This is a genomic window from Marinobacterium sp. xm-d-564 (genome assembly GCF_013283345.1).
Lineage (GTDB): Bacteria > Pseudomonadota > Gammaproteobacteria > Pseudomonadales > Balneatricaceae > Marinobacterium_E.
Genome location: NZ_WBYO01000004.1, coordinates 131,775 through 154,048, shown reverse-complemented (window position 1 = coordinate 154,048; position 22,274 = coordinate 131,775). Strand labels below are relative to the sequence as shown.

General features: G+C 46.8%; 22 protein-coding genes. 5 read left to right on the top strand and 17 right to left on the bottom strand.

Annotated elements, in window-relative coordinates:
• Nucleotides 1-10: 10 nt before the first annotated feature.
• The 3 genes from XMD564_RS11395 to XMD564_RS06360 are packed head-to-tail and all read right to left on the bottom strand — an operon-like array spanning nt 11 to nt 2,175.
• Nucleotides 11-346 (bottom strand): PaaI family thioesterase, encoded by a 336-nt coding sequence (locus XMD564_RS11395; RefSeq protein WP_371740254.1) that lies wholly within the window; start codon nt 344-346, stop codon nt 11-13.
• Between the two features lie 12 nt (nt 347-358).
• On the bottom strand, nt 359-1,639 hold the full coding sequence (locus tag XMD564_RS06365) for a M18 family aminopeptidase (RefSeq protein ID WP_173508000.1): 1,281 nt from the start codon (nt 1,637-1,639) through the stop codon (nt 359-361).
• Nucleotides 1,639-2,175 carry an FKBP-type peptidyl-prolyl cis-trans isomerase gene (locus tag XMD564_RS06360; RefSeq protein ID WP_371731459.1) on the bottom strand — a complete coding sequence of 179 codons (537 nt, stop codon included), beginning with the start codon at nt 2,173-2,175 and terminating at the stop codon, nt 1,639-1,641. The genes XMD564_RS06365 and XMD564_RS06360 overlap by 1 nt, the downstream gene beginning before the upstream one ends.
• 109 nt (nt 2,176-2,284) lie before the next feature.
• Here XMD564_RS06360 and XMD564_RS06355 point away from each other — a divergent pair, with 109 nt between their 5' ends.
• The 3 genes from XMD564_RS06355 to XMD564_RS06345 all read left to right on the top strand — a co-directional run bounded on the left by XMD564_RS06355 (nt 2,285) and on the right by XMD564_RS06345 (nt 7,226).
• The gene (locus tag XMD564_RS06355; RefSeq protein ID WP_173507999.1) at nt 2,285-4,336 is read left to right on the top strand and encodes a carboxy terminal-processing peptidase; all 2,052 of its coding nucleotides are present in this window, start codon (nt 2,285-2,287) and stop codon (nt 4,334-4,336) included.
• A gap of 191 nt (nt 4,337-4,527) precedes the next feature.
• Nucleotides 4,528-6,201 (top strand): 30S ribosomal protein S1, encoded by a 1,674-nt coding sequence (gene rpsA / locus XMD564_RS06350; protein ID WP_173481345.1) that lies wholly within the window; start codon nt 4,528-4,530, stop codon nt 6,199-6,201.
• Between the two features lie 128 nt (nt 6,202-6,329).
• On the top strand, nt 6,330-7,226 hold the full coding sequence (locus tag XMD564_RS06345) for an aldo/keto reductase family oxidoreductase (RefSeq protein ID WP_173507998.1): 897 nt from the start codon (nt 6,330-6,332) through the stop codon (nt 7,224-7,226).
• A 68-nt stretch (nt 7,227-7,294) separates the two neighbouring features.
• Here the strand turns inward: XMD564_RS06345 and glpK are convergent, their stop codons facing one another.
• From glpK to XMD564_RS06310, 7 genes are read right to left on the bottom strand one after another with little or no spacing between them, the layout of a single operon-like run.
• Nucleotides 7,295-8,809 carry a glycerol kinase GlpK gene (gene glpK / locus XMD564_RS06340; RefSeq protein ID WP_173481347.1) on the bottom strand — a complete coding sequence of 505 codons (1,515 nt, stop codon included), beginning with the start codon at nt 8,807-8,809 and terminating at the stop codon, nt 7,295-7,297.
• Nucleotides 8,809-9,087 carry a DUF2160 domain-containing protein gene (locus tag XMD564_RS06335; protein WP_173481348.1) on the bottom strand — a complete coding sequence of 93 codons (279 nt, stop codon included), beginning with the start codon at nt 9,085-9,087 and terminating at the stop codon, nt 8,809-8,811. The genes glpK and XMD564_RS06335 overlap by 1 nt, the downstream gene beginning before the upstream one ends.
• Nucleotides 9,087-9,884, bottom strand: coding sequence for a carbohydrate ABC transporter permease (locus tag XMD564_RS06330; protein ID WP_173484624.1), 798 nt, complete (start codon nt 9,882-9,884; stop codon nt 9,087-9,089). The genes XMD564_RS06335 and XMD564_RS06330 overlap by 1 nt, the downstream gene beginning before the upstream one ends.
• Before the next feature lie 9 nt (nt 9,885-9,893).
• Entirely contained in the window at nt 9,894-10,754 is an 861-nt protein-coding gene (locus XMD564_RS06325; RefSeq protein WP_173484623.1) for a carbohydrate ABC transporter permease, read from the bottom strand.
• 2 nt (nt 10,755-10,756) lie between these two features.
• Complete coding sequence (locus XMD564_RS06320) at nt 10,757-11,845, bottom strand: ABC transporter ATP-binding protein (protein WP_173481351.1); 1,089 nt, start codon at nt 11,843-11,845, stop codon at nt 10,757-10,759.
• A gap of 5 nt (nt 11,846-11,850) precedes the next feature.
• The gene (locus tag XMD564_RS06315; protein WP_173481352.1) at nt 11,851-12,915 is read right to left on the bottom strand and encodes an ABC transporter ATP-binding protein; all 1,065 of its coding nucleotides are present in this window, start codon (nt 12,913-12,915) and stop codon (nt 11,851-11,853) included.
• 55 nt (nt 12,916-12,970) lie between these two features.
• Nucleotides 12,971-14,704, bottom strand: a complete 1,734-nt coding sequence (locus tag XMD564_RS06310) for an ABC transporter substrate-binding protein (RefSeq protein ID WP_173481353.1) — start codon at nt 14,702-14,704, stop codon at nt 12,971-12,973.
• A gap of 175 nt (nt 14,705-14,879) precedes the next feature.
• On the opposite strand from XMD564_RS06310, the gene glpD reads away from it, so the two are divergent.
• Entirely contained in the window at nt 14,880-16,394 is a 1,515-nt protein-coding gene (gene glpD / locus XMD564_RS06305; protein ID WP_173506323.1) for a glycerol-3-phosphate dehydrogenase, read from the top strand.
• Nucleotides 16,395-16,461: 67 nt separating this feature from the next.
• Nucleotides 16,462-17,259: a DeoR/GlpR family DNA-binding transcription regulator gene (locus tag XMD564_RS06300; protein ID WP_173484619.1), complete on the top strand. Its 798-nt coding sequence runs from the start codon at nt 16,462-16,464 to the stop codon at nt 17,257-17,259.
• On the opposite strand, the gene XMD564_RS06295 is transcribed toward XMD564_RS06300, so the two are convergent.
• The 7 genes from XMD564_RS06295 to XMD564_RS06265 form a co-directional block, all read right to left on the bottom strand.
• Nucleotides 17,237-19,075 (bottom strand): ferrous iron transporter B, encoded by a 1,839-nt coding sequence (locus tag XMD564_RS06295; RefSeq protein ID WP_173488725.1) that lies wholly within the window; start codon nt 19,073-19,075, stop codon nt 17,237-17,239. The genes XMD564_RS06300 and XMD564_RS06295 overlap by 23 nt on opposite strands.
• Nucleotides 19,075-19,332, bottom strand: coding sequence for a FeoA family protein (locus tag XMD564_RS06290; protein ID WP_217364281.1), 258 nt, complete (start codon nt 19,330-19,332; stop codon nt 19,075-19,077). The genes XMD564_RS06295 and XMD564_RS06290 overlap by 1 nt, the downstream gene beginning before the upstream one ends.
• A gap of 93 nt (nt 19,333-19,425) precedes the next feature.
• Complete coding sequence (locus XMD564_RS06285) at nt 19,426-19,866, bottom strand: YcgN family cysteine cluster protein (RefSeq protein ID WP_173483100.1); 441 nt, start codon at nt 19,864-19,866, stop codon at nt 19,426-19,428.
• The gene (locus XMD564_RS06280) at nt 19,866-20,153 is read right to left on the bottom strand and encodes a YcgL domain-containing protein (RefSeq protein ID WP_173507997.1); all 288 of its coding nucleotides are present in this window, start codon (nt 20,151-20,153) and stop codon (nt 19,866-19,868) included. Before XMD564_RS06280 ends, XMD564_RS06285 begins: the two co-directional genes overlap by 1 nt.
• Entirely contained in the window at nt 20,153-21,388 is a 1,236-nt protein-coding gene (gene rnd / locus XMD564_RS06275; protein ID WP_254445593.1) for a ribonuclease D, read from the bottom strand. The genes XMD564_RS06280 and rnd overlap by 1 nt, the downstream gene beginning before the upstream one ends.
• Nucleotides 21,336-21,938 carry a recombination mediator RecR gene (gene recR / locus XMD564_RS06270; protein ID WP_173481359.1) on the bottom strand — a complete coding sequence of 201 codons (603 nt, stop codon included), beginning with the start codon at nt 21,936-21,938 and terminating at the stop codon, nt 21,336-21,338. Before recR ends, rnd begins: the two co-directional genes overlap by 53 nt.
• A gap of 2 nt (nt 21,939-21,940) precedes the next feature.
• Complete coding sequence (locus tag XMD564_RS06265; RefSeq protein ID WP_173481360.1) at nt 21,941-22,267, bottom strand: YbaB/EbfC family nucleoid-associated protein; 327 nt, start codon at nt 22,265-22,267, stop codon at nt 21,941-21,943.
• Nucleotides 22,268-22,274: the final 7 nt, after the last annotated feature.

Here is a 22,274-nt window from a genome sequence, read left to right as displayed (position 1 = left end):
AGATGTAACACTAACCAACCCCGTTTCTTCGACCAACGCGAAGTACACGTGCACGTGCCAACATATCAACGGGCTTAGGCTTACTTAAGAAGTTGATGTTTAGGTTACCGGTCACGGTCATCGGCGATGGGCCAATCTTAGTTTGCAACGCAGACCAGATGGCCACATCCGCCATCCCCATCATGGTTGGACCTGAGACCGTACCACCTGGACGCAAATGACTATCTTCAACCGTTAATCGCATCAATACCCAACCATCTCCCGCCTCTTCAACGGCACCAAAGCCTTCACCTTGCGGAAAGTGGTTTGTTAAAAAATCATTCAGCTCTTGAACCGTTTGTAACACGTCTAAACCCTCTTACACTCTGGCTTTATCGTAGTAGTGTTGCAGAATCAGATAGAGTGAGTGTGCATCCTGACTGCCGCATAACTCACGAATTGAGTGCATACCAAATTGCGGGCAGCCGATATCCACAGTACGAATACCGACTTCCGATGCGGTAATCGGACCAATCGTGCTGCCACACCCCATATCAGATCGAACCACAAAGCTCTGTACTGGCACGTTTACATCCTGCGCAATGGCGCGGAAGGTTGCACTGGTTTCACTGTTGGTGGCGTAGCGCTGATTAGAGTTAATTTTGATGACCGGTCCTGCATTAATCAGCGGACCATGATTCTCGTCATGTTTATCGGCATAGTTAGGGTGCACAGCGTGGGCATTATCGGCGGAGATCATCATGGAGTGGCTAATCACACGGTTACGCTCTTCGTTGTTCGGTAAGAGTCGCTCTAGCCACTGGGCCAACATTGGGCCTTGAGCACCGCAGGCACTCGCACTGCCTACCTCTTCGTGGTCGGTACAGACCAAAACAGCGGCCTGCTGACCATCACTGTCGAGTAGAGACTGCAAACCGATGAAACAGCTCAACAGATTATCCAAGCGAGCTGAGGCGATAAACTCTCTGTTCAATCCCACCATTGCAGGCGTTTGAACATCGTAGAAAGAGAGTTCGTAATCTAGAACCTCCTGGACCTCTGTCACCCCCTGTTCAAGCAATTTAGATTTCAATAAGGCTCTGAAATCATGCTTCTGTTCCGCCTGGCCTAGCAGTACAGGGAGGTGAAGTTGTGGGTTAACCGTTCGATCTTTATTGGCCTCGCGGTCTAGGTGAATCGCAAGACTTGGAATCGTCGCGATCGCCTCTTTAAAATCGATTAGCGAGCTGTCTAAAGAGCCATCGGTTTGGCGATAGGTCACTCGACCAGCCAATGACAAGTCGCGATCAAACCAGGGGTTCAACAGCGCTCCGCCATAGACTTCAACGCCAAGCTGCAGATAGTTTTGTCGGTATAGCTCTGGCGTCGGCTTGACGCGAAGACAGGGTGAGTCGGTATGAGCGCCCACCATTCTAAATCCTGCATCAAAGTTGCCGGTATGACGCCAAGCGATGATCGATGAACCGTTACGACGAATAAAGTAACTCTCGCCAGTGACAGGATTCCAGGCTTCGTGTTCCAACAGCTCTTTGAAGCCAGCATGACTTAAGCGATCTGCCATCTGCTGCGTGGCATGAAAAGGGGTTGGACTATCTGCTAAAAAGGTCAGTAGATCTTGGTTAAAACGCTCTTGTTCCATTACTGTTTCTCCGCACCCTTCTCGAGTACTTCTATTAACCTAACATCAAATATCAAAGCTGAATTGGGTGGAATTTCACGACTGGGACTGCGCGCGCCGTAGGCCAAGTCAGCAGGAATGTAGAGCTCATACTGAGCCCCCTCTTTCATTAACCCCAAGCCTTCTCGCCAACCTTTAATCACCTGATTGAGCGGGAATTTGATCGGCTTTCCGGCTTCGGTCTTATCGAAGACACCGCCATCGACACGGCGACCTTCATATTCAACCAGTACAACACTGTCGTACTCTGGCTGCTTGCCCTGTCCTTCGGAAATGACACGGTACTGCAGTCCCGACTTACGAACAATCACACCCGGCTTTTGACGATTTTCAGCTAGGAAAGCCTCCCCTGCTTTGCGAGTATCGTCATTCAGTGCCTTCTCTATTAGCTCTTTTCGAAACGCCTCTTTATCTTCGATCTCGTCACGGTCAGAGGCGCTATCACAACCGGCCAACATCAAAGAAAAAATCGCTAAACCCGCAATTCGCAAAACCACCGCAACCACTCCCGCGTAGTAAAAGAAAGTTATTTTACATCATGAGGAGAGCTGGCCTAAACTGCTCTCTATTAGATTTTTACTTTTATTGCGATTTTGGAGTGTTGGGATGCGAGCTTTACAGCTCTTTTTGGTTTTATCATTATCGATAGCGACAGGAGCACAGGCCTCTCTTAAGCCTGAAGCCGTCCACTCGAATGCCATTCAGTCGCTGGTCGCGGGATTGGAATCTCACCACTACCGTGAACAGGCCGTCGACGATGAACTCTCTGAGAAGCTCTTCAACAACTTCTTTGAAACTATCGACCCAACAAGAAGCTACCTACTGCAGAGCGATATCGACTCTTTAGCTCACTTCAAGCGCACTCTGGACGACGACATGCGCTCCGGCAATCTAACCTTTGCATTTGCCGCCTACGAACGCTTTTTGACCCGTTTTCAGGAGCGCACAGAGCAGATGATCGACGCTCTAAAATCGGACCAAACATTTGATTTCACTCTAGACGACAGACTTCCGATCAGTCGTGAAGAGAAACCTTGGTTTCAATCGAAAGGCGAACAGGATCAATACTGGTCACTGCGTCTTAAAAGCGCCGTGTTAAATCTAAAACTTTCTGACAAGAGTGTTTCTGAAGCTAAAGAGACACTGATCAAACGTTACGAATCGCAACTTAATCGTGCACTGCAGACCAATAGCGAAGATATTTTTCAATCATATGCTAATGCCTTGGCACGTCTTTACGACCCGCATACCGCCTATTTTTCACCCGCGACCTCAGAGAACTTTGAGATCAACATGAGTCTATCACTTGAAGGGATCGGCGCTGTCCTGCAGAGCGAAGATGAATTCACCAAGATCGTAAGTCTTGTACCGGCGGGCCCGGCCGATAAGAGCGGCCAGCTGAAACCTGCCGACCTGATCGTGGGTGTCGGACAAGACATGGATGGTGAGATCGAAGATGTGGTGGGTATGCGCTTGGATGATGTCGTTGACAGGATCCGTGGACCTAAAGGATCCATCGTACGCTTAGAGATCATCCCATCCACTTCGGCTGACAAGAGCACACGCAAGATCGTCAAATTAGAGCGACAGCGTGTAAAGCTTGAAGAGCAAGCGGCCAAGTCTCGGATCATGGAGGTTGAGCGTGACGGCAACATCTATAAAGTTGGCATCATCGACATCCCAACCTTCTACATCGATTTTGCTGCCCTTAGAAAAGGGGACAAGGATTACCGCAGCACGACTCGTGATGTAGCGGTACTGATTGAAGACCTCAAGCAACAGGGCGTTGATGCTCTGGTTGTTGATCTACGCGAAAACGGAGGTGGCTCACTGCGAGAGGCCAATGAACTGGTGGGTCTATTTATTAGCCGTGGTCCAACCGTGCAGATTCGTGATCTTGAAGGTCGGGTCGATGTGCTGGGCGACTACAACCCAGAGACCACTTGGACTGGACCCTTGACCGTTGTGATTGATCGACTCAGTGCATCGGCTTCGGAGATCTTCGCCGGTGCCATACAAGATTACCGCCGAGGGCTGGTCGTTGGCAGTCGCACATTCGGTAAAGGGACTGTGCAGACTCTTCAACCACTGCGTCATGGGCAGCTAAAATTCACAACCGCAAAGTTCTATCGTATCTCTGGTGAGAGTACTCAGCACCAAGGGGTAGCTCCGGATATCGAGTTTCCATCGATGTTTGATCAGAGCGAAATCGGTGAAAGCGCTCTCGACTTTGCCCTACCTTGGGACAAAGTAAGGCCTGTTCGTTATGGCAGCTACTCATCACTCGATCGTTGGGTTCCTGAGCTGCAAAACCGCCATACTCAAAGAACGCAAACTGATCCTGATTTTCAGCACATGCGTGACACCATCGCCTTGATCAATGAGCAGAAATCGATGCAATGGCTACCGCTTAATGAGGAGCAGTTAAAAGCCCAACGCGATCAGATGGAGCAGGCTCAAGTCGATCTAGAGAATCAGCGTCGCATGGCAAAGGGTGAACAACCTATTAAGACGCTTGATGAGCTACTGACAGAGACAGCACCCGGTGAAGAGATCACTGATCCCGACAGTGAAGCCGTGCTTCGCGAAGCCAGTGAGCTGAGCATCGATATGATCGAGATGTTCTTTCAAGAGGATCAGTCTCGGCTAGCCGGCTGAGACTGCTCAAAAAAACACCAATTCCGCTTTGCACACCGCTGACACTCCTGTATAATTTCGCCCTCTTTATAACTCCGTCAGCTTGCATCCATCAGCTTAGCAAGTCATCGGAGATGACGATGAACCGACCCTATGAAGCTGATGTCATAGGCTAGTGTGCCATCCCCTGGCACCCAAAATAGGACACTTTCATGAGCGAAAGCTTTGCTGAACTGTTTGAAGAATCCCTCCAAGAACTTGCGATGACTCCAGGTACCCTAGTAACTGGTACTGTTGTTGATATCGATGCTGATTGGGTAACTGTTAACGCTGGTCTTAAGTCTGAAGCGGTTATTCCACGCTCTCAGTTCCTTAACGATGCGAACGAACTTGAAATCAACATTGGTGATGACGTTAAAGTTGCACTAGAAGCTGTAGAAGACGGTTTCGGTGAAACTAAACTTTCTCGCGAGAAAGCGAAACGTGCAGAAGCATGGGAAGTTCTTCAGACTAAGTTTGAAGCGGAAGAGATCGTAAAAGGTTACATCTCTGGCAAAGTTAAAGGTGGTTTCACTGTAAACGTCAACAACATCCAAGGCTTCCTACCAGGTTCATTGGTAGACGTTCGCCCAGTACGTGACGTTGATCACCTAGAAGGCAAAGAACTTGAATTCAAACTGATCAAACTTGATCAGAAGCGTAACAACGTTGTTGTTTCTCGCCGCGCAGTTCTTCAAGAAGCTAACAGCGCACAGCGTGATGAGATCCTTGCTGATCTTGAAGAAGGCCAAGCAGTTAAAGGTTACGTTAAGAACCTTACTAACTACGGTGCGTTCATCGACCTTGGCGGCGTTGACGGTCTTCTACACATCACTGACATGGCGTGGAAACGTATCTCTCACCCAAGCGAAATGCTAACTCCAGGTGATGAGATCGACGTTAAGATCATCAAATTCGACAAAGAGAGCGGTCGTATCTCTCTAGGTCTTAAGCAGCTATCTGAAGATCCATGGGAAGCGATCAAGAACCGTTACCCAGCAGGTACTCGTGTATCAGGTAAGGTTACTAACCTAACTGATTACGGCTGTTTCGCATCTCTAGAAGATGGCGTAGAAGGTCTAGTACACGTTTCTGAAATGTCTTGGACTAACAAAAACATCCACCCATCTAAAATCGTTCAGGTTGGTGATGCTGTAGAAGTTATGGTTCTAGACGTTGATGAAGAGCGTCGTCGTATCTCATTGGGTATCAAACAGTGTACAACTAACCCATGGGCTGCATTCTCTGAGCAGTACGCTGCTGGCGATAAAGTATCTGGCACAATCAAGACGATCACTGACTTCGGTATCTTCGTTGGTCTAGACAACGATCTAGACGGCCTAGTACACATGTCAGACATCACTTGGGAAGCTGATGCTGAAGCTGCACTTCGCGACTACAAGAAAGGCGACGAAGTTGAAGCAGTTATCCTGTCTATTGACGCAGAGAAAGAGCGTATCTCTCTTGGCGTTAAACAGCTAGAAAGCGATCCATTCTCTGAGTTCCTAGCGGGCCACGAGAAAGGCGCAATCGTTACTGGTACTGTTACAGCAGTTGAGCCACGTGCTGCTACTGTTGAACTTGCTGAAGGTATCGAAGCTGTTCTTAAAGCATCTGACATCGCTGCAGAGCGCATCGAAGACGCTACAACTGCTCTAAACGTTGGCGACAGCGTTGAAGGTAAGATTGTAGGTGTTGATCGTCGCAACCGCGTTATCACCTTCTCTATCCGTGCGAAAGATCAAGCTGAAGAGAAAGCTGCTCTTAAAGCCGTACAGAACGCTGAAGTTGAAACTGCTGGTCCAACGACTATCGGTGACCTTATCAAGCAGCAGATGGGTCAGTAATCCTAAGATTACCGACACACTGAGAAAGAGCGCTTCGGCGCTCTTTTTTTTGGCTATTTGATTGCTATATTGAACCTCAAATTGACAATCTTTAGACTGGTAAAAAATTTAAAAATCGGGGCTCTAGATTGAAACGAATCAAAACTCTTCATTCCGATCTAACATTTAGCGAACTGGCTTATGGTGTCTGGAGACTCGTAGAGTCCAAGCCAACCACTTCAAGTACCGAAGCCAAAATCCAAGCCTGTTTGGATCAGGGAATAACGACCTTTGACCATGCAGATATCTATGGTGACTATCAGTGTGAGCAACTCTTTGGCGACGTGCTGAAAGCCAATCCATCCCTAAGAGGCCAGATGGAGCTGATTAGCAAATGTGGTATAGCACTAATCTCTGATCACTACCCAGAGCGACGAGTTAAATATTACGACACCTCGCGTGAATACCTATTTCAGCAGGTTAAGCAAAGTCTGAAGAACTTACATACCGACTACCTAGACACCCTCTTAATTCATAGACCCGATCCTTTGATGGATGCCGAAGAGACCGGAGAGGCACTGGACGATCTCATTAAAGAAGGCTTGGTCAGAACCGTAGGGGTCTCTAACTTTTCAGTGTGGCAGTGGAAACTACTGCAGTCGAAAATGACGAATCGACTGATCACCAATCAAATTGAGATCAATCTCTTTGAACAGAGTTCACTCTGGGATGGAACGCTGGAAGCGATGCAACTCGATCAGCTACTGCCGATGGCCTGGTCACCACTGGCTGGCGGCCAACTGTTTAACCAACCACTAAATTCAGAGCTTGAGGGCTTACTAAACAGAATCGAGCAGAGCCAACAGTGCCAGCGTGAACATATCGCACTGGCCTGGTTAAGAGTGCACCCTGCCAATATTCTTCCTGTTGTTGGCACAAACAATCTAGATCGAATAAAGGCGCTGCATCAGGTCAATCATGTTGAGCTTGATCGAGAGACCTGGTTTGAGCTTCTGACCGCAGCAAAAGGATCTGAAGTGCCATAAAAAAAACCGGCGTTAGATACACCGGCAAGACTAATTGGCTAAAAAGAGCTTGTGTCTTTAAAGGAACATCAGAAGTTATCAGGTTTGATGAGAAGTCTTGCAACCGAGTCACGCCAACCAGCATAACGCTCATTGGCATCATCAACGGTCATAAGCGGCTCAAAATGGTGATTCAGTGCCCAGGTTTTTGCAAAACCCTCTTGGTCAGGATAAAAACCAACATGCATACCTGCCAGCCAAGCGGCACCTAACGCCGTTGTCTCAATAATTTCGGGTCGATCGACAGGAGCTTGCAAAATATCCGAAAGGGATTGAGCCATCCAGTCGTTAGCAACCATCCCCCCGTCGATTCGCAAAACTGACTCAACATTTGTTCCACCAGAACTTAGCCAGTCTGATCGCATGGCGTCGGATAGGTCGCGAGTTTGGTAGGCAACCGATCGAAGCGCGGCTCTAGCCAGATCAGCAAAGCCAGTATCACGAGTAAGACCAAAAATGGCGCCACGACACTCCGTATCCCAATACGGTGCTCCAAGCCCCGTAAAAGCAGGAACAAGATAGACACGATTCTCTGGCTTAGCCTCGCTTGCAAGTGCTTCAGTATCTTTAGCATCGCGAATGATCTTCAAACCATCGCGCAACCACTGGACGACTGCACCAGCAATGAATATAGAGCCCTCTAGAGCATAGGTTGGCTTTCCATCAAGCTGATAAGCAATAGTACTGAGAAGACGGTGTTCGGACTTAACACAATGCTCCCCTGTATTAAGGAGAGCAAAACATCCGGTGCCATAGGTAGATTTAAGCATACCTGGTTTAAAACACGCTTGGCCTATCGCTGCAGCTTGTTGATCACCCGCAACGCCACAAATCGGAATGGCGTTTCCACCAAACAGATCTTCGCGCGTTTTACCAAAATCATCTGCACAGTTTTTAACCTCTGGCAGCATGCATGAAGGTATATTTAGAAGAGACAATAGCTCTTCATCCCAAATGCCTTGATGGATATTGTAGATCAATGTTCTGGACGCATTAGTAGCGTCAGTGGCATGAACTACACCACCCGTTAGCCGCCAAATGAGATAACAATCCACTGTACCAAACAACAATTCACCGGATTCCGCCGAGGCGCGAGCACCCTCAACATTATCCAATATCCAAGCGAGTTTTGTGCCAGAAAAATAGGGATCAAGTAATAGCCCTGTTTTCTCTATAAAAGTCTGCTCATAGCCTTTTGACTTCAACTCGTTGCAAAAATCACCCGTTCTTCTATCTTGCCAAACAATCGCGTTATAGATTGCTTTGCCTGTCTGTTTATTCCAAACAACGACTGTTTCACGCTGATTTGTTATGCCAATCGCTCTTATACTGGAGCTATCTATACCACCCATCTCAATGGCTTGACGACACACTCCGGCAGTCGTGGACCATATCTCTTCAGGATCATGCTCTACCCACCCTGATTTAGGGAAATACTGAGTAAATTCCTGCTGACCAGTAGAAACAATTTTAAGATCTTTATTAAATAAAATTGCTCTTGAGGATGTGGTTCCTTGGTCTATTGAGAGAACGTAATTTTCCACTAGACTTTCCTAAAAACGAATACAGCCCATATTATTGATAGAGTTAAACCACCCCACAAAGGTGTACCCATCAATCCCAACCAACCAAGCATAATAAACACTGTACCCAAGATCGAGATAAACAGACGGTCACCTCGGGTGGTTGTAATGCCAAATACACCTGTGCGCTCAGCTCCCCCAGGATATTTCACTTCTAGGAATGCCAGAACACCAATGCAAGAGAAGATAAAAACAAATACCAGAGCCGTTGGTAACGTCCAAGCCATCCAACTAAACATTACACCCTCCCCATAGCGAAACCTTTCGCTATATGATTTCTAACGAAGTAGACCACAATCGCCCCTGGGATAATGGTCAAACACCCAGCTGCCGCCAACAGACCTAGCTCATATCCAGCACTCGATGCAGTTTTGGTCATTGTTGCTGCGATCGGCTTAGCATCGATAGAGGTTAACGTTTTTGCTAACAACAGTTCGACCCAAGAAAACATGAAACAGAAGAAGGCTGCTACTCCAATACCTGCTTTGATATTTGGCATGAAAATTGTCACAAAGAATCGCGGGAAAGAGTATCCATCAACATAAGCAGTTTCATCTAGCTCTTTAGGGATACTTTTCATGAAACCCTCCAAGATCCACACAGCAAGCGGGATATTGAAAAGACAGTGGGCTAAAGCCACAGCAATATGAGTATCAAATAAACCAACGGCTGAGTACAACTGAAAGAATGGCAAGGCAAATACTGCCGGCGGTGCCATTCGGTTAGTCAGCAACCAAAAGAATAGATGCTTATCACCCATAAAACGGTAGCGACTGAATGCGTATGCCGCCGGAAGGGCTACACACAAAGAGATAACCGTATTGATCAGCACGTAGGTAGTAGAGTTTATGTAACCCCAATACCATGTCGGATCATTAAAGATGACAGCGTAGTTTTCAAGCGTCCACTCTTGTGGAAAAAAAGAGAAACCACTCAAAATCTCATTAGTTGTTTTAAAACTCATTGAAAGCAACCAATAGATAGGAAGCATCAAAAAGATTATGTACAAAATCGGCGCTAAGCTTTTTAGTTTCATATCGCCCCCTTATTCCTTCACATCTTTATTCATTATTGTGTAGAACACCCAACTCACCAGTAGAGTGATCGCGAAGTATATGAGTGACATAGCCGCTGCTGGTCCTAAGTCAAACTGACCAAGCGCTACTTTAACTAGGTCGATAGACAACAGAGTTGTGGAATTACCAGGGCCTCCACCGGTCAATACAAAGGGTTCTGTATAGATCATGAAGCTATCCATAAACCGTAACAGTATCGCAATCATCAAAACCTGCTTCATCTTGGGCAATTGAATGTATCTAAACACAGACCATTTGGAGGCCCCATCAATCTCAGCTGCTTGATAGTAAGCATCAGGAATGGAGACAAGACCTGCATAAGAGAGCAGAACAACCAACGAAGTCCAATGCCAAACATCCATAACTATCAGCGTGACCCAAGCAGCCAATGGGCTCTGTGTCATGTTGTAATCAATACCAAGCCAGTTTAATCCGTAGCCCATTAGACCAATATCTGGAAGAGTAAATATGTTCCACATTGCGCCAACAACATTCCATGGAATAAGGAGTGGCAGAGACATTAAGATCAAGCAAATAGGAACCCATATTCCCTTTCTAGGCATCGCCAAGGCTATTGCAACACCGAGAGGAATTTCGACCGCGAGGATAATACCTGTGAAGAGGAACTGTCTCCCCAAGGCATCATGGAAGCGTTCTGAATGCAGAACCTGTTCAAACCAATCTACGCCCTGCCAAAAAAAGACATTATTACCAAACGTCTCTTGAACGGAGTAATTCACTACTGTCATCAGTGGTATTAGTGCGTTAAAAGCCACCAATAAAATAACAGGTAAAACGAGGAGCCAAGCTCTAGGGTTTTCGGTTTTCATTGTTATAAAACCTCGTACTCATAGGTTAGATCTACCAACCACCCATCTTTGTAAAGACGAGTTTGCGGCTTATCGAAAGTAAGGTAAGTGCTCCCTTCAGGAACAGGCTGATCCTCATTTAAAACTGCGAAGACCTTTTGTGAGCCTACTAACGTTTGTAAGACCTTATGACGCCCAACATCCATAACATTGACTACCGTTGCTGGTATGCCTTGCTCGGCGATTCGCACAAACTCGGGACGCACACCTATCTCTAAAGATTTACCTTCAGCTTCAACAATAGGACTGCTTACTTCAAGGAAGTGGCCACCAAGGGATACTTGACCGTCAACTATTTCAACAGGCAATACATTCATACCTGGCGAACCAATAAAATGACCAACAAAGGTATGTTCAGGTCTTTCAAAAAGCGCATCTGGAGTGCCAACCTGCAGTACCTGACCGAAGTTCATCACTACAACCTGATCCGCAAATGTGAGCGCCTCTGTCTGATCATGCGTCACATAGATCATTGTTGTTTTGACCTTCTGGTGCAGCTCTTTCAGCTTCGAGCGAAGCTTCCACTTCAAATGTGGATCAATAACGGTCAACGGTTCATCAAACATGATCACGTTAACATCCTCTCGCACCAGACCTCGACCTAGGGAGATTTTTTGCTTGTTATCTGGGGAAAGCCCTGCCGCTTTAGTTTGTAAAAGATCATCGATCTCCAACATGGATGAGATCTCTCTGACTTTTACATCAATCCTAGCTTCATCGACCCCACGATTTCTCAATGGAAAAGCCAGGTTATCGTAAACCGTCATCGTGTCGTAGATCACGGGAAACTGAAACACTTGAGCAATATTACGCTCCGATGGAGAGAGGCTCGTAACTTCATTATCATCAAAAAGCAACTTGCCGTGGCTTGGTTCTAAAAGACCCGAAATGATATTTAGCAAGGTCGTTTTACCACACCCAGAGGGGCCCAGCAGCGCGTAGGCACCGCCATCATCCCAATCAAAGTGAACCCGTTTCAAGGCAAAATCATCATCAGACGATGGATTGGGGTAGTAGGAGTGTCTTATATTATCGAGTTTTATTTTAGCCATTGTTACTACCTAACCGCTTGTCCGTGGGAATCAAAGTAGAAGCATTTACTGCTATCAAGATAAAAATGGTGGTGTTCTCCCACCTTAAATGGGTGCAGTCCATTCGCTTGCGAGACCCAAGTGCCACCCCCCATGGAAAAATGAGCGACGCTTTCTGAACCGGATAGCTCAGTTACCTGAATACGACCGTTTAACTCAATTGCACTATCTCCATGTCCAGTCGGCTTAACAAAATGAGGACGAACACCCAGTGTATAGTTTCCATCAGGCATATGTTGAGCGGGGCCCTCTGCTGGCCAACTCAAAGTTTCACTCAAATGAATGCAACCATCATACTTTTTAACACTGATTGTATTTAAAGGAGGATCGGAAAATACTTCTGCAGCAGTCAGATTGACTGGCGTACGATAAACATCAGAGGTGGCACCAAACTGCGCAATATGACCTTCATTAAGAGCGGCAGTATGACCACCTAACATCAAAGCTTCAGCAGGTTCAGAAGTTGCGTAAACAACAATTGAACCACGATCAGCAAAAATACTGGGCAACTCTGCACGCAACTCTTCGCGCAACTTATAATCTAAGTTAGCAAGTGGTTCATCAAGAAATACAGCTGTAGAGTCTTTAATAAGGGCTCTAGCCAACGCACAACGTTGCTGTTGGCCACCTGAAAGCTCATGAGGCTTCCGATCTAACATAGGTCCTAAACGAAGCAGATCAACGGTAGCTTCCAGTCGTTTATTAATCTCCGCATCAGACATTTTTGATAATTTAAGCGGCGAAATAATGTTATCTCTTACACTTAAATGGGGATAATTAATAAAGAACTGATGCACAAAACTGATGCTTCTCTTCTGAGGTGGTGTTTTCGTAACATCTACACCGCCGTACAAAACCGAACCAGCCGTTGGCGAATCCAGTCCTGCCATCAGTTTCATAAGGGTTGTTTTACCGGCATTTGTCGCACCAAGTAAAACATTAAACTCACCAGGTTCAAGAACGAGATTTGTCTCGTGTATATGCATTTCGGCGCCGACGCGCTTTGCAACATCTTTTAATTCTAAATTCATGGAAATCTCTCTGGGAAAGAAATCGAGAGGGCCTAAGGCCCCCCCGTTTTAACCGTTAGTTAGTCCAGCTTTTCACTAGCTCATCATAATTAACGGTTTGACCCTGAGGCTTCTCATTAGCAAGTTTAGCCTTAGGACCACCTTCACGACCCAACCAGTAAGATGGATCCTTCTCTTCGTTCAGACGAGGACCACAACCGCCGTAAACGTTTGCACCTTTGTCTGCACGCTCCATGCGAGCCATGGTGATGTCCATCTCTTGAGCTAGACGATCCATAGCTTCTTGAGGTGTGAATGCGCCTGAGTTCACGTCACCAATCTGCTGCCACCAAATTTGAGCAAGCTTAGGATAGTCAGGAACGTTGACACCGGTTGGAGACCACATATTACGATCTGGCGAACGATAGAACTCAACTAGACCACCCAGTTTTGGAGCTCGCTCTGTGAATGATTCGTGATTAATAGAAGAGTCACGAATGAAGGTAAGACCTACGTGAGACTTTTTCACATCAACTGTTTTTGAAGTCACAAACTGAGCGTACAACCAAGCCGCTTTAGCACGATCTTCAGGTGTCGATTTTAGGATGGTCCAAGAACCAACATCTTGGTAACCGACCTTCTGACCTTCTTGCCAGTATGGGCCATGGGGGCTTGGAGCCATACGCCACAATGGTGTTCCTTCAGCATCAACCGTATTATTGCCCTCGGCTTGAGATTTAACCATGTCAGCCGTAAACGCGCTGTACCAGAAAATCTGTTGAGCAACATTACCTTGGCTCAGTGCAGGAAGTGATTGGTAGAAGTCATAAGATGCGGCACCTGGAGGAGCATATTTACGTAGCCATTCATCCCACTTACGAATAGCGTAAACTGCAGCTGGACCGTTTGCGGCACCACCACGAGAAACACTAGCACCAGCTGGATTACAACTACCCTCTTCCATACGGATACCCCATTCATCAATAGGACGCCCGTTTGGTTGACCAGCAGAACCTGCACCTGCCATAGATAACCAGGCATCCGTCATACGCCAACCAAGGTCGGGGGCACGTTTACCGTAATCCATATGGCCGTAGATTGGAGTTCCATCGATCTCTTTGACGTGAACGGAGAAGAACTCAGCAATGTCCTCATAAGCGGACCAGTTAACAGGCACACCTAGATCATAGCCATAGATATCTTTGAACTGTTTTTGGAGATCTTCGCGGTCAAACCAGTCTTTACGGAACCAGTAAAGGTTAACAAACTGCTGACTTGGCAGTTGGTATACTTCGCCATCTGCACCAGTCGTAAACTCAAGACCCATGAAATCGTCTAGATCAAGATTAGGGTTAGTGATGTCTTTGGCGGGACCGTTCATGAAATCAGTCAAGCTATGAGCTAACTGAAGACGAGAGTGAGTACCAATTAAATCTGAGTCGTTCACATAGGCATCGTAAAGATTGCGCTTAGTCTGCATTTGAGTCTGAACGGCCTGAACAACCTCCCCTTCACCCAGTAATTGGTGATTTACCTTAATACCCGTAATCTCTTCAAAGGCTTTTGCGAGAACCGTAGACTCGTAGGTATGTGTAGGGATAGTTTCTGAGAGCACATTGATTTCCATTCCAGCGAATGGTTTCGCAGCATTAATGAACCACTGCATCTCTTCGATTTGTTGCTCTTTAGTGAGTGCGGAGGGTTGAAACTCACTATCAACCCACTTCTTAGCAGCGTTGATGTCTGCATAAGCAGCGCTTGTGATTGTTGCCGAAGCAAACGCGACAGCCAAGGCTAGCTTTTTCTTCATGGTCTTTCTCCATCTTCATTATTTTTATCAACGAAGTGATCTAGAAATCATTCGTTAGAGTCGATACTCGCAAACGAAAGCAAACGAAGTCAAGAGAAAATTTTTATTGACTTAAATTTTCTTTTTGTTAGCTTTCACCTAATACGAATATAAACGAACGAAGAAAACAACACAAATGAACGAAATACAACATAATGATGTAAAAGACCTGGTTATTATAGGTGGTGGCATAAACGGTTGTGGCATAGCACGTGATGCAGCTGGTAGAGGATTAACTGTCTCTCTTTTCGAGATGGGTGATCTTGCTCAAGCAACCTCCTCAGGCTCAACTAAGTTGTTTCATGGCGGATTACGCTACCTTGAATATTATGAGTTCAGACTGGTTCGCGAGGCACTTATCGAAAGAGAGCGTTTACTAAAAGCCATGCCGCACATAAGCTGGCCACTTCGCTTCGTTTTACCGCACCACAAAGGGCTTCGTCCAAGTTGGCTATTAAGAGTAGGACTGTTTATCTATGATCATCTAGGGGGCAGAAAAATTTTACCTGCCACTAAAACTCTTAATTTTGCAGAAGACAAAACAGGTATCCCTCTTAAAAAGTCACTTAAGAAAGGGTTTGAGTATTCCGATTGCTGGGTTGATGACGCTCGTCTAGTAGTCCTCAATGCAAGAGACGCAGAGGATCGTGGCGCCAAAATTCACACTAGGACACGTGTTGAGTCCGCAGAAAGAGTGGATGGTTTATGGCGGGTAACCGTCAGAGATTTAATCACCAATGAAGAAATGAAAGTTCAGGCGAAAACGGTTATCAACTGCGCTGGTCCTTGGGTAGCAGATGTCCTTAATAACAGTCTTCACCTGAACTCAAAACATGGCGTCAGGCTAGTTCGCGGAAGTCATATCGTTGTGAAGAAACTTTATGATCACGATCGCGCCTATATCTTCCAACAGAGTGATAACCGGATCATTTTTGCTATCCCCTATGAAGATGACTTCACTTTAATTGGCACAACTGATGTGGATCACGAAGGTCCAGCCGAAAAAGCTTACTGTACTCCAGAAGAACAAGAATATCTTTTGAAAGCTGCCTCTGAGTACTTTGAGAAACCACTAAAAGATTCTGATGTTGTCTGGACCTACTCTGGCGTTCGTCCCCTTTACGATGACAATGCCTCCTCAGCCACTGAGGCAACTAGGGACTATGTTCTAAAGGTAGATTCTGTCAACGGACGAGCAGCAGCACTCAATGTGTTTGGTGGAAAGATTACCACTTATCGAAAACTTGCCGAGTCCGCTTTGAGAGAGATTGAAAAATTTCATCCCCAAATGGGTAGAGCATGGACAGCGGGTATCCCTCTTCCTGGTGGAGACTATGAACTAACAGATAGTGACAATCTGCTTAGTAAGATTCAGATGAAATACCCATTCCTAGACAACCGTTGGGCAAAACGAATGCTAAGAACCTATGGAACAGACACTTTCAATATACTTGGTAAGACAACAAATATTGAAGAGCTGGGGCAGCATTTTGGCTATAACCTTTATGAATTAGAGGTTAACTGGTTACAGGATAATGAATGGGCAAAAACTGTTGAAGATATCCTTTGGCGAAGAACGAAGCTTGGCTTAAGAATCGATACAGAGAACAAAGCCAAACTTAATGCTTACCTTGCAGCAGATGGAGTGTAAAAAAGCCCAATAGCTATAAGTCTGATATATGACTATGATAATAAAAAAGTTAATTACGGAATGTTAGATGCGCCAACATCGCAGGTTTGAATTCATACTCGATAAGATCGCTGAAAGTGGTTTTGTGACTATAGATGAACTCACTTCATCACTTGAAGTGACGCCCCAAACTATAAGACGTGATGTCACTCAATTGGAAACGGAGGGGCGCGTAAAACGTTATCATGGTGGTGTTGGTGCGGTTGAAAACAGCACAACAAACAGCTCTTATAAAACTCGTAAAAGTGTTAATTCGGACGCTAAACAAACTATTGCAAAACTCGTTGCTGATTATATCCCCGATGGCGCATCCCTATTTATCAATATCGGCACCACAACAGAGGCAGTCGCCGAAGCCCTGTTGAGCAAACAAAATCTGACCGTAGTGACCAACAACTTGAATGTCGCTGTTACCTTATCCTCTAAGAGTGACTTCACAGTCATTGTTGCAGGTGGCGAAGTTCGAAACAGTGATGGTGGCATTGTCGGCTCTCCAGCGACAGACCTCATAAACACCTTTCAGATGGAGTACGCAATCATAGGCATCAGCGGTATTCAACCAGATGGCACCCTGCTTGATTACGACCTCAGGGAGGTCAGAGTGTCACAAGCCATTATAGCAAATGCCTCAGAGGTACTCCTTTGTAGCGATAACTCCAAATTTGGCAGAACACCCATGGTGAAACTAGGGCACATTAAGGACATATCAAGACTGTTTACGAATGACTGCCCCGATGATCAGTTCGCCAATCTTTTAATTCAAAATGATGTAGTCATTCACTGTCCAGGAAACAATCCAGTCTCTAATCGCCAACTATCAGAGTAAAAGCCACAAAAGCCAAGCTGTAAGCCAAAACACCATACCCCACAAACAGACCGGCCGGCAGCGACCAGCTACCGCTCTCCCTGCGCAACGTTGCTAGTGTTGAGACACACTGCGCAGCAATGGCGAAAAAGACAAACAGAGCGACTCCAGAAGCCAAAGAGATGCCCGAATCCTGAATCTGTTGAGCCAAGGATGTAAACTCCTCCTCAGCACCTTCAATACCATAGAGAGTACCCAGTGTGCCGACAAAGACCTCACGCGCTAGGAACGACGCGATAATGGCAACACCGTACTTCCAATCAAGGCCGATGGGTTCAAAGATAGGCGCTATGAATTTACCAATAGCCCCCAACCAGGATTCACCCAAATTAGCTCCCTGATTAGGGAAGTAGCCTAACACCCAGACCACAACACTGACCCAGAAGATCACGGGGCCTGCACGTTTCACAAAATCACCACTGCGTGACCAGGCCAACTGGCCTAAGGTTTTAGCACCCGGTAGACGATAGGGAGGCATCTCGAGAACAAATGGGAGATCACTCCCCTTACCTGCCTTTACTCTAGAGAGTAACGACACGATCAACAAGGCCATAACGATTCCGAATAGATAGATCGCCAACATGGCCAGACCTTGCAACCCTACTGCACCACCTAGAAGTGACTCATTGGGAATAAACGCGACAATAAGAAGCCCATAGACAGGTAGTCGAGCCGAACAAGGCATAAGCGGAATGGCAAAGTAGGTTAACCAGCGACGTCTTGGTGACTCTATGGTTCGTGCTGCATAGATGCCTGGGATAGCACAGGCGACACCCGATAACATTGGGACAAAACTTTTACCAGTTAGACCAAAAGCGCGAAGCGGTCTGTGACAGATGACAGCGGCCCTAGCAAGGTACCCTGAATCTTCCATAAAACCGACGATCAACGTCAGAATAAAAATCTGAGGTACAAACACCAAAAAAGCACCCAGCCCGCCAAATAGAGCATCTTTAACAAAGTCATGCAGCATACCGCTTGGTATCAGAGGCAACACAGAGTCTGCCGTGAGTCCAATCAGTGACTCTACGCCATCCATCAAAGGAGCGGCCCAACTGAATATCGCTTGGAAGAGTAAAAACATGATCAACAGAAAACTCAGACCACCCGTCAGGGTACTGAGGAAGAATTGATCCGCTCGGTTATGAACCAGAAGCAGGTAGTCCCCTTTGGGACCAAACTCATTCGCCAACGATTCCGCTAGATTTCGGAACACAGATGCGTCAAACGCAATCAGATCCTCTTTTAGCTCGCTCTTTGGAACCTCTATCCCCTGCCCTGAGCGTGTAATGATTTGATCGACGCCTACACCGCTCTTTGCAGAGATCGGAATGACCGGCATATCCAAGCGTTGCGACAGCCCTTCAGCATCAACGCTCTGATTATGACGCTCAAGAACATCATGCATATTGGTCACAATCATCACTGGATGACCAGCACGTCGACAGGCCTCCCTAACCTGCAACGCAAATACCAGACCTTTTTCCATGCGGGTCGCATCGACAACACAGACAACGGCTTCTATGTGACCGACAGGAACGTCCAACAATTTATAGAAGGCATCTACAGCAACTTGCTCTTCGCCCGAAAGAGGGGTTAAAGAGTAAGCGCCAGGAAAATCGACTACTAATAAGTCTGATCGACCGACCGCTGGCCCTGTTGAGGTATCGACTGTAATTCCAGGAAAGTTTGCCACACGCTGATTCATACCGGTAAGACGATTGAACAGCATCGATTTTCCCGAGTTGGGGCTTCCGACCAGTAGTAGTTGTTTCATTATTCAGACGTGACCGGATGTGCAATCACACACTCTGCGATTGTCTTTTCAAGTGAGTAGACTGCGTTACCCACTTTATACAATTTAGGAGCGCCCAAACGAGGTGCTTGAGTACATAAAACGCGAGCGCCTTGATGGAACCCCAGCTCCTCCAAACGCGCTTTCACAGCAGCATCCAAAGCGGGGGTAAACCCTTCAATAACACTTTGAATACCCCGTTGCATCTGCCAGAGATTGGCACATTGAATTTGAGACACAATGAATATCCTTAAACCTATATAACAATTCTAAATGAGAATCATAATCATTTAAACCAAAATTTAAGGATTTATTGATCATGCAAAAGAAGATTATTCAGGCTCAATCACGTAATCGATGAACTCATCTTCTGTGATTTCGTTATCTTTGACTTCGTAGTAGCTCAAGACAGAAGCGTTAGCTTCGATGACACTGCGCTGATCACCGCTGACCAACGGATGCCATTGTGGAAGCTCATGCCCCTCATAGATCAGGCGGTAGGCACAACTTTGCGGAAGCCAGTGGAACTCTTCGACATCTTTTGGATGCAATTTGACACAACTGGGCTGGCGAGTGGATCGGTTAGGATAATCCGTGCACTGGCAGTTATCGGTATTCAGAAGGTGACAGACGACGGTGGTGTAGTAGACCTCTTCTGTATCCTCATCCTCTAGTTTGTGCAGACAACAGAGGGCACAGCCGTCACAGAGAGACTCCCACTCGTCGTGGGTCATCTGTTCCAGTGATTTACTGCGCCAAAACACCTCTGACATTAGCGGACGCCTGTCTCTGGACGATCCATGTGGATATCGAGCATATAGCCCTCTTTAGGAGGCGGCATCTGCAGGTAAAAACCTTGGTCACGGATGCTTTCAAGCACTTTTGCGGTATCGGCGCGCGCCAATTTACGTTCGGCAGTTAATGGCATATCCATAGAGTGAACAGGAGTACCAAAGATCTCGATAAGGGCATCCGGAACACGCTCTAAGCCTTCACGCTTATCAACGTAGAGATACATCTCATCTTTTTTTGAGCTTTTATAAATAGAACAAATTAACATCAGTTTGACTCGTTTAATTCTGCTAGCTGATCAAGCAGAGCCTGACCAATCAAAGGTTTACGCCATCCACATAGGCTATCTGGCAATTCATAATGACCCGTCTCAACACCTGTGCGAATCAACGCTTCAATATCTCGTTTTCTCAGCATCAGCTCCGGCGCCACATTGTGTTGCTCCGCCGCTTTGGCACCAACTGCACGCAAGGCTTTAAGGTGAGCATGAAACTTGAACTTCAGCGGCTGCTCAATCGGCTCTGGCGGGTTATCTTGGGCTGACTTATCGGCATTTTTCAGGCAGCGAATAATATCGTTACCAAAATCCCAGACGTTGCCTGAACGCAACCCTTCAATTTTTCTCAAATCGTCGCGCTTATTGGGCCACTGCTGAATCACATCGATAATCTGATGGTTAGACAAGATGCGATTGCGGGCTTTATCCCTCAAACGGCTGGTGCGTTCACGCCAAATGGTCAGGTCTCGCAGAGCCGCTAACTTACGCGTCGGAATATTCCAGAGCTGTGAGAAACGTCGATAGTAGTCATCAATATTCGCTTCGTTAGCAATGACACTGGCAACTAGCTCTTCGCACTCCTCTTTGACCCACTCGGTGCGCCCCAACTTCTCAAGCTCTTTAAACTGCATCTGAACGATTTCGGCTAGGTAGCAGACATCCAGTGCCGCATAGAGTGTCTGATTATCAGTTAGCGGGCGTTGTAGCCAGTCGGACTTGGTTTCACCCTTATCCAGATCGATATCCAGCGCATGTTTAACAAGACGCTGAAGTCCCATACTGAAACCCCAACCACAAAAAGCGGCCGCGACTTGGGTATCAAACATCGGTGAGGGTGCCGCTTTATAGCGATGTTTAAACAACTCAACATCTTCTCCACAAGCGTGCAGAACCTTTAAGACCTGAGGCGCTTCTAGCAGCTCTCTGAATGGGCGCCAGCGTTTTATAGGCAGTGGATCAATCAGATAAACACTGTGCTGATCAGCGACTTGAATCAGGCCTGGCTTTGCGTAGAAGGTGGAGGTACGAATGAACTCAGTATCCAAGGTAATCAACGGCACCTCTAACCACTGCTGACAGTAGTGAGCCAACTGCTCTTCGGTATCGATCCAGATTGGGTTTTTGGCCGCTTGTCTCAGCTTGGCAAAGTCGTGACCGCTAAAATCTATCAACTTATCGCTCCATCTGGCGGCGACCGGCCAGCGCATGCGCCAGAGTACCGCCATCTACGTACTCAAGCTCGCCACCTACAGGCACCCCGTGAGCAATACGACTGATACTGACATCAACATCGCGAAGCTGTTCGGCAATGTAGTGAGCGGTCGCTTCACCCTCTACCGTTGGATTGGTGGCCAACACCAGTTCGTTAATCTCGCCCTGGTAGACTCGATCCAAAAGCTGATCGATTTTCAAATCTTCCGGCCCTACTCCATCGATCGGCGACAGGTGCCCGCCCAATACAAAATAGAGGCCTGCGTAGCCCCCCGTCTGCTCGATCGCCATCAGATCAATCGGTGATTCCAAAACACACAAGGTTTTACGATCACGCGCTGCATTACTGCAGATATCGCAGACGGCCTGCTCAGAGAGCGAGTGGCATTGTTCACACTCACCAATATTCTGAGCAGCATCAGCCAGCGCACCACTGATCTGGATGGCAGCATCGCGATCACGCTCTAACAGGTGCAACGCCATACGCTGAGCCGTCTTAGGGCCCACTCCCGGTAGGCGACGCAGTGCGCTGATTAGCGATTCTAGCTTAGGGGTTAACGACATAATTAAAACGGCATCTTAAAGCCAGGTGGCATACCCATACCTTGGGTGATTTTCGACATCTGCTCTTGGCTGGTGGTTTCAACCTTACGCACCGCATCATTAACCGCTGCAGCGATAAGATCTTCTAGAATCTCTTTATCCTCTTCCATCAAAGAGTCATCGATGCTGACACGTTTTACGTCGTGACGACCGTTCATAACGATGCTGACAAGACCTGCACCCGCTTCACCCGTCACTTCAGCGCGAGCGATCTCCTCTTGCGCTTTCTGCATGTCCTCTTGCATCTTTTGGGCCTGCTTCATTAGGTTGCCCATTCCACCTTTCATCATAACTATG

Coding starts and splice junctions, on each gene's coding strand:
- XMD564_RS06265 (WP_173481360.1), bottom strand. CDS start 22,267: ATGATGAAAGGTGGAATGGGCAACCTAATGAAGCAGGCCCAAAAGATG.
- XMD564_RS06310 (WP_173481353.1), bottom strand. CDS start 14,704: ATGAAGAAAAAGCTAGCCTTGGCTGTCGCGTTTGCTTCGGCAACAATC.
- XMD564_RS06300 (WP_173484619.1), top strand. CDS start 16,462: ATGCGCCAACATCGCAGGTTTGAATTCATACTCGATAAGATCGCTGAA.
- rnd (WP_254445593.1), bottom strand. CDS start 21,388: ATGGCGGTACTCTGGCGCATGCGCTGGCCGGTCGCCGCCAGATGGAGC.
- rpsA (WP_173481345.1), top strand. CDS start 4,528: ATGAGCGAAAGCTTTGCTGAACTGTTTGAAGAATCCCTCCAAGAACTT.
- XMD564_RS06365 (WP_173508000.1), bottom strand. CDS start 1,639: ATGGAACAAGAGCGTTTTAACCAAGATCTACTGACCTTTTTAGCAGAT.
- XMD564_RS06330 (WP_173484624.1), bottom strand. CDS start 9,884: ATGAAACTAAAAAGCTTAGCGCCGATTTTGTACATAATCTTTTTGATG.
- XMD564_RS06320 (WP_173481351.1), bottom strand. CDS start 11,845: ATGGCTAAAATAAAACTCGATAATATAAGACACTCCTACTACCCCAAT.
- XMD564_RS06325 (WP_173484623.1), bottom strand. CDS start 10,754: ATGAAAACCGAAAACCCTAGAGCTTGGCTCCTCGTTTTACCTGTTATT.
- glpD (WP_173506323.1), top strand. CDS start 14,880: ATGAACGAAATACAACATAATGATGTAAAAGACCTGGTTATTATAGGT.
- XMD564_RS06285 (WP_173483100.1), bottom strand. CDS start 19,866: ATGTCAGAGGTGTTTTGGCGCAGTAAATCACTGGAACAGATGACCCAC.
- recR (WP_173481359.1), bottom strand. CDS start 21,938: ATGTCGTTAACCCCTAAGCTAGAATCGCTAATCAGCGCACTGCGTCGC.
- XMD564_RS06280 (WP_173507997.1), bottom strand. CDS start 20,153: ATGTTAATTTGTTCTATTTATAAAAGCTCAAAAAAAGATGAGATGTAT.
- XMD564_RS06355 (WP_173507999.1), top strand. CDS start 2,285: ATGCGAGCTTTACAGCTCTTTTTGGTTTTATCATTATCGATAGCGACA.
- XMD564_RS06295 (WP_173488725.1), bottom strand. CDS start 19,075: ATGAAACAACTACTACTGGTCGGAAGCCCCAACTCGGGAAAATCGATG.
- XMD564_RS06335 (WP_173481348.1), bottom strand. CDS start 9,087: ATGTTTAGTTGGATGGCTTGGACGTTACCAACGGCTCTGGTATTTGTT.
- XMD564_RS06315 (WP_173481352.1), bottom strand. CDS start 12,915: ATGAATTTAGAATTAAAAGATGTTGCAAAGCGCGTCGGCGCCGAAATG.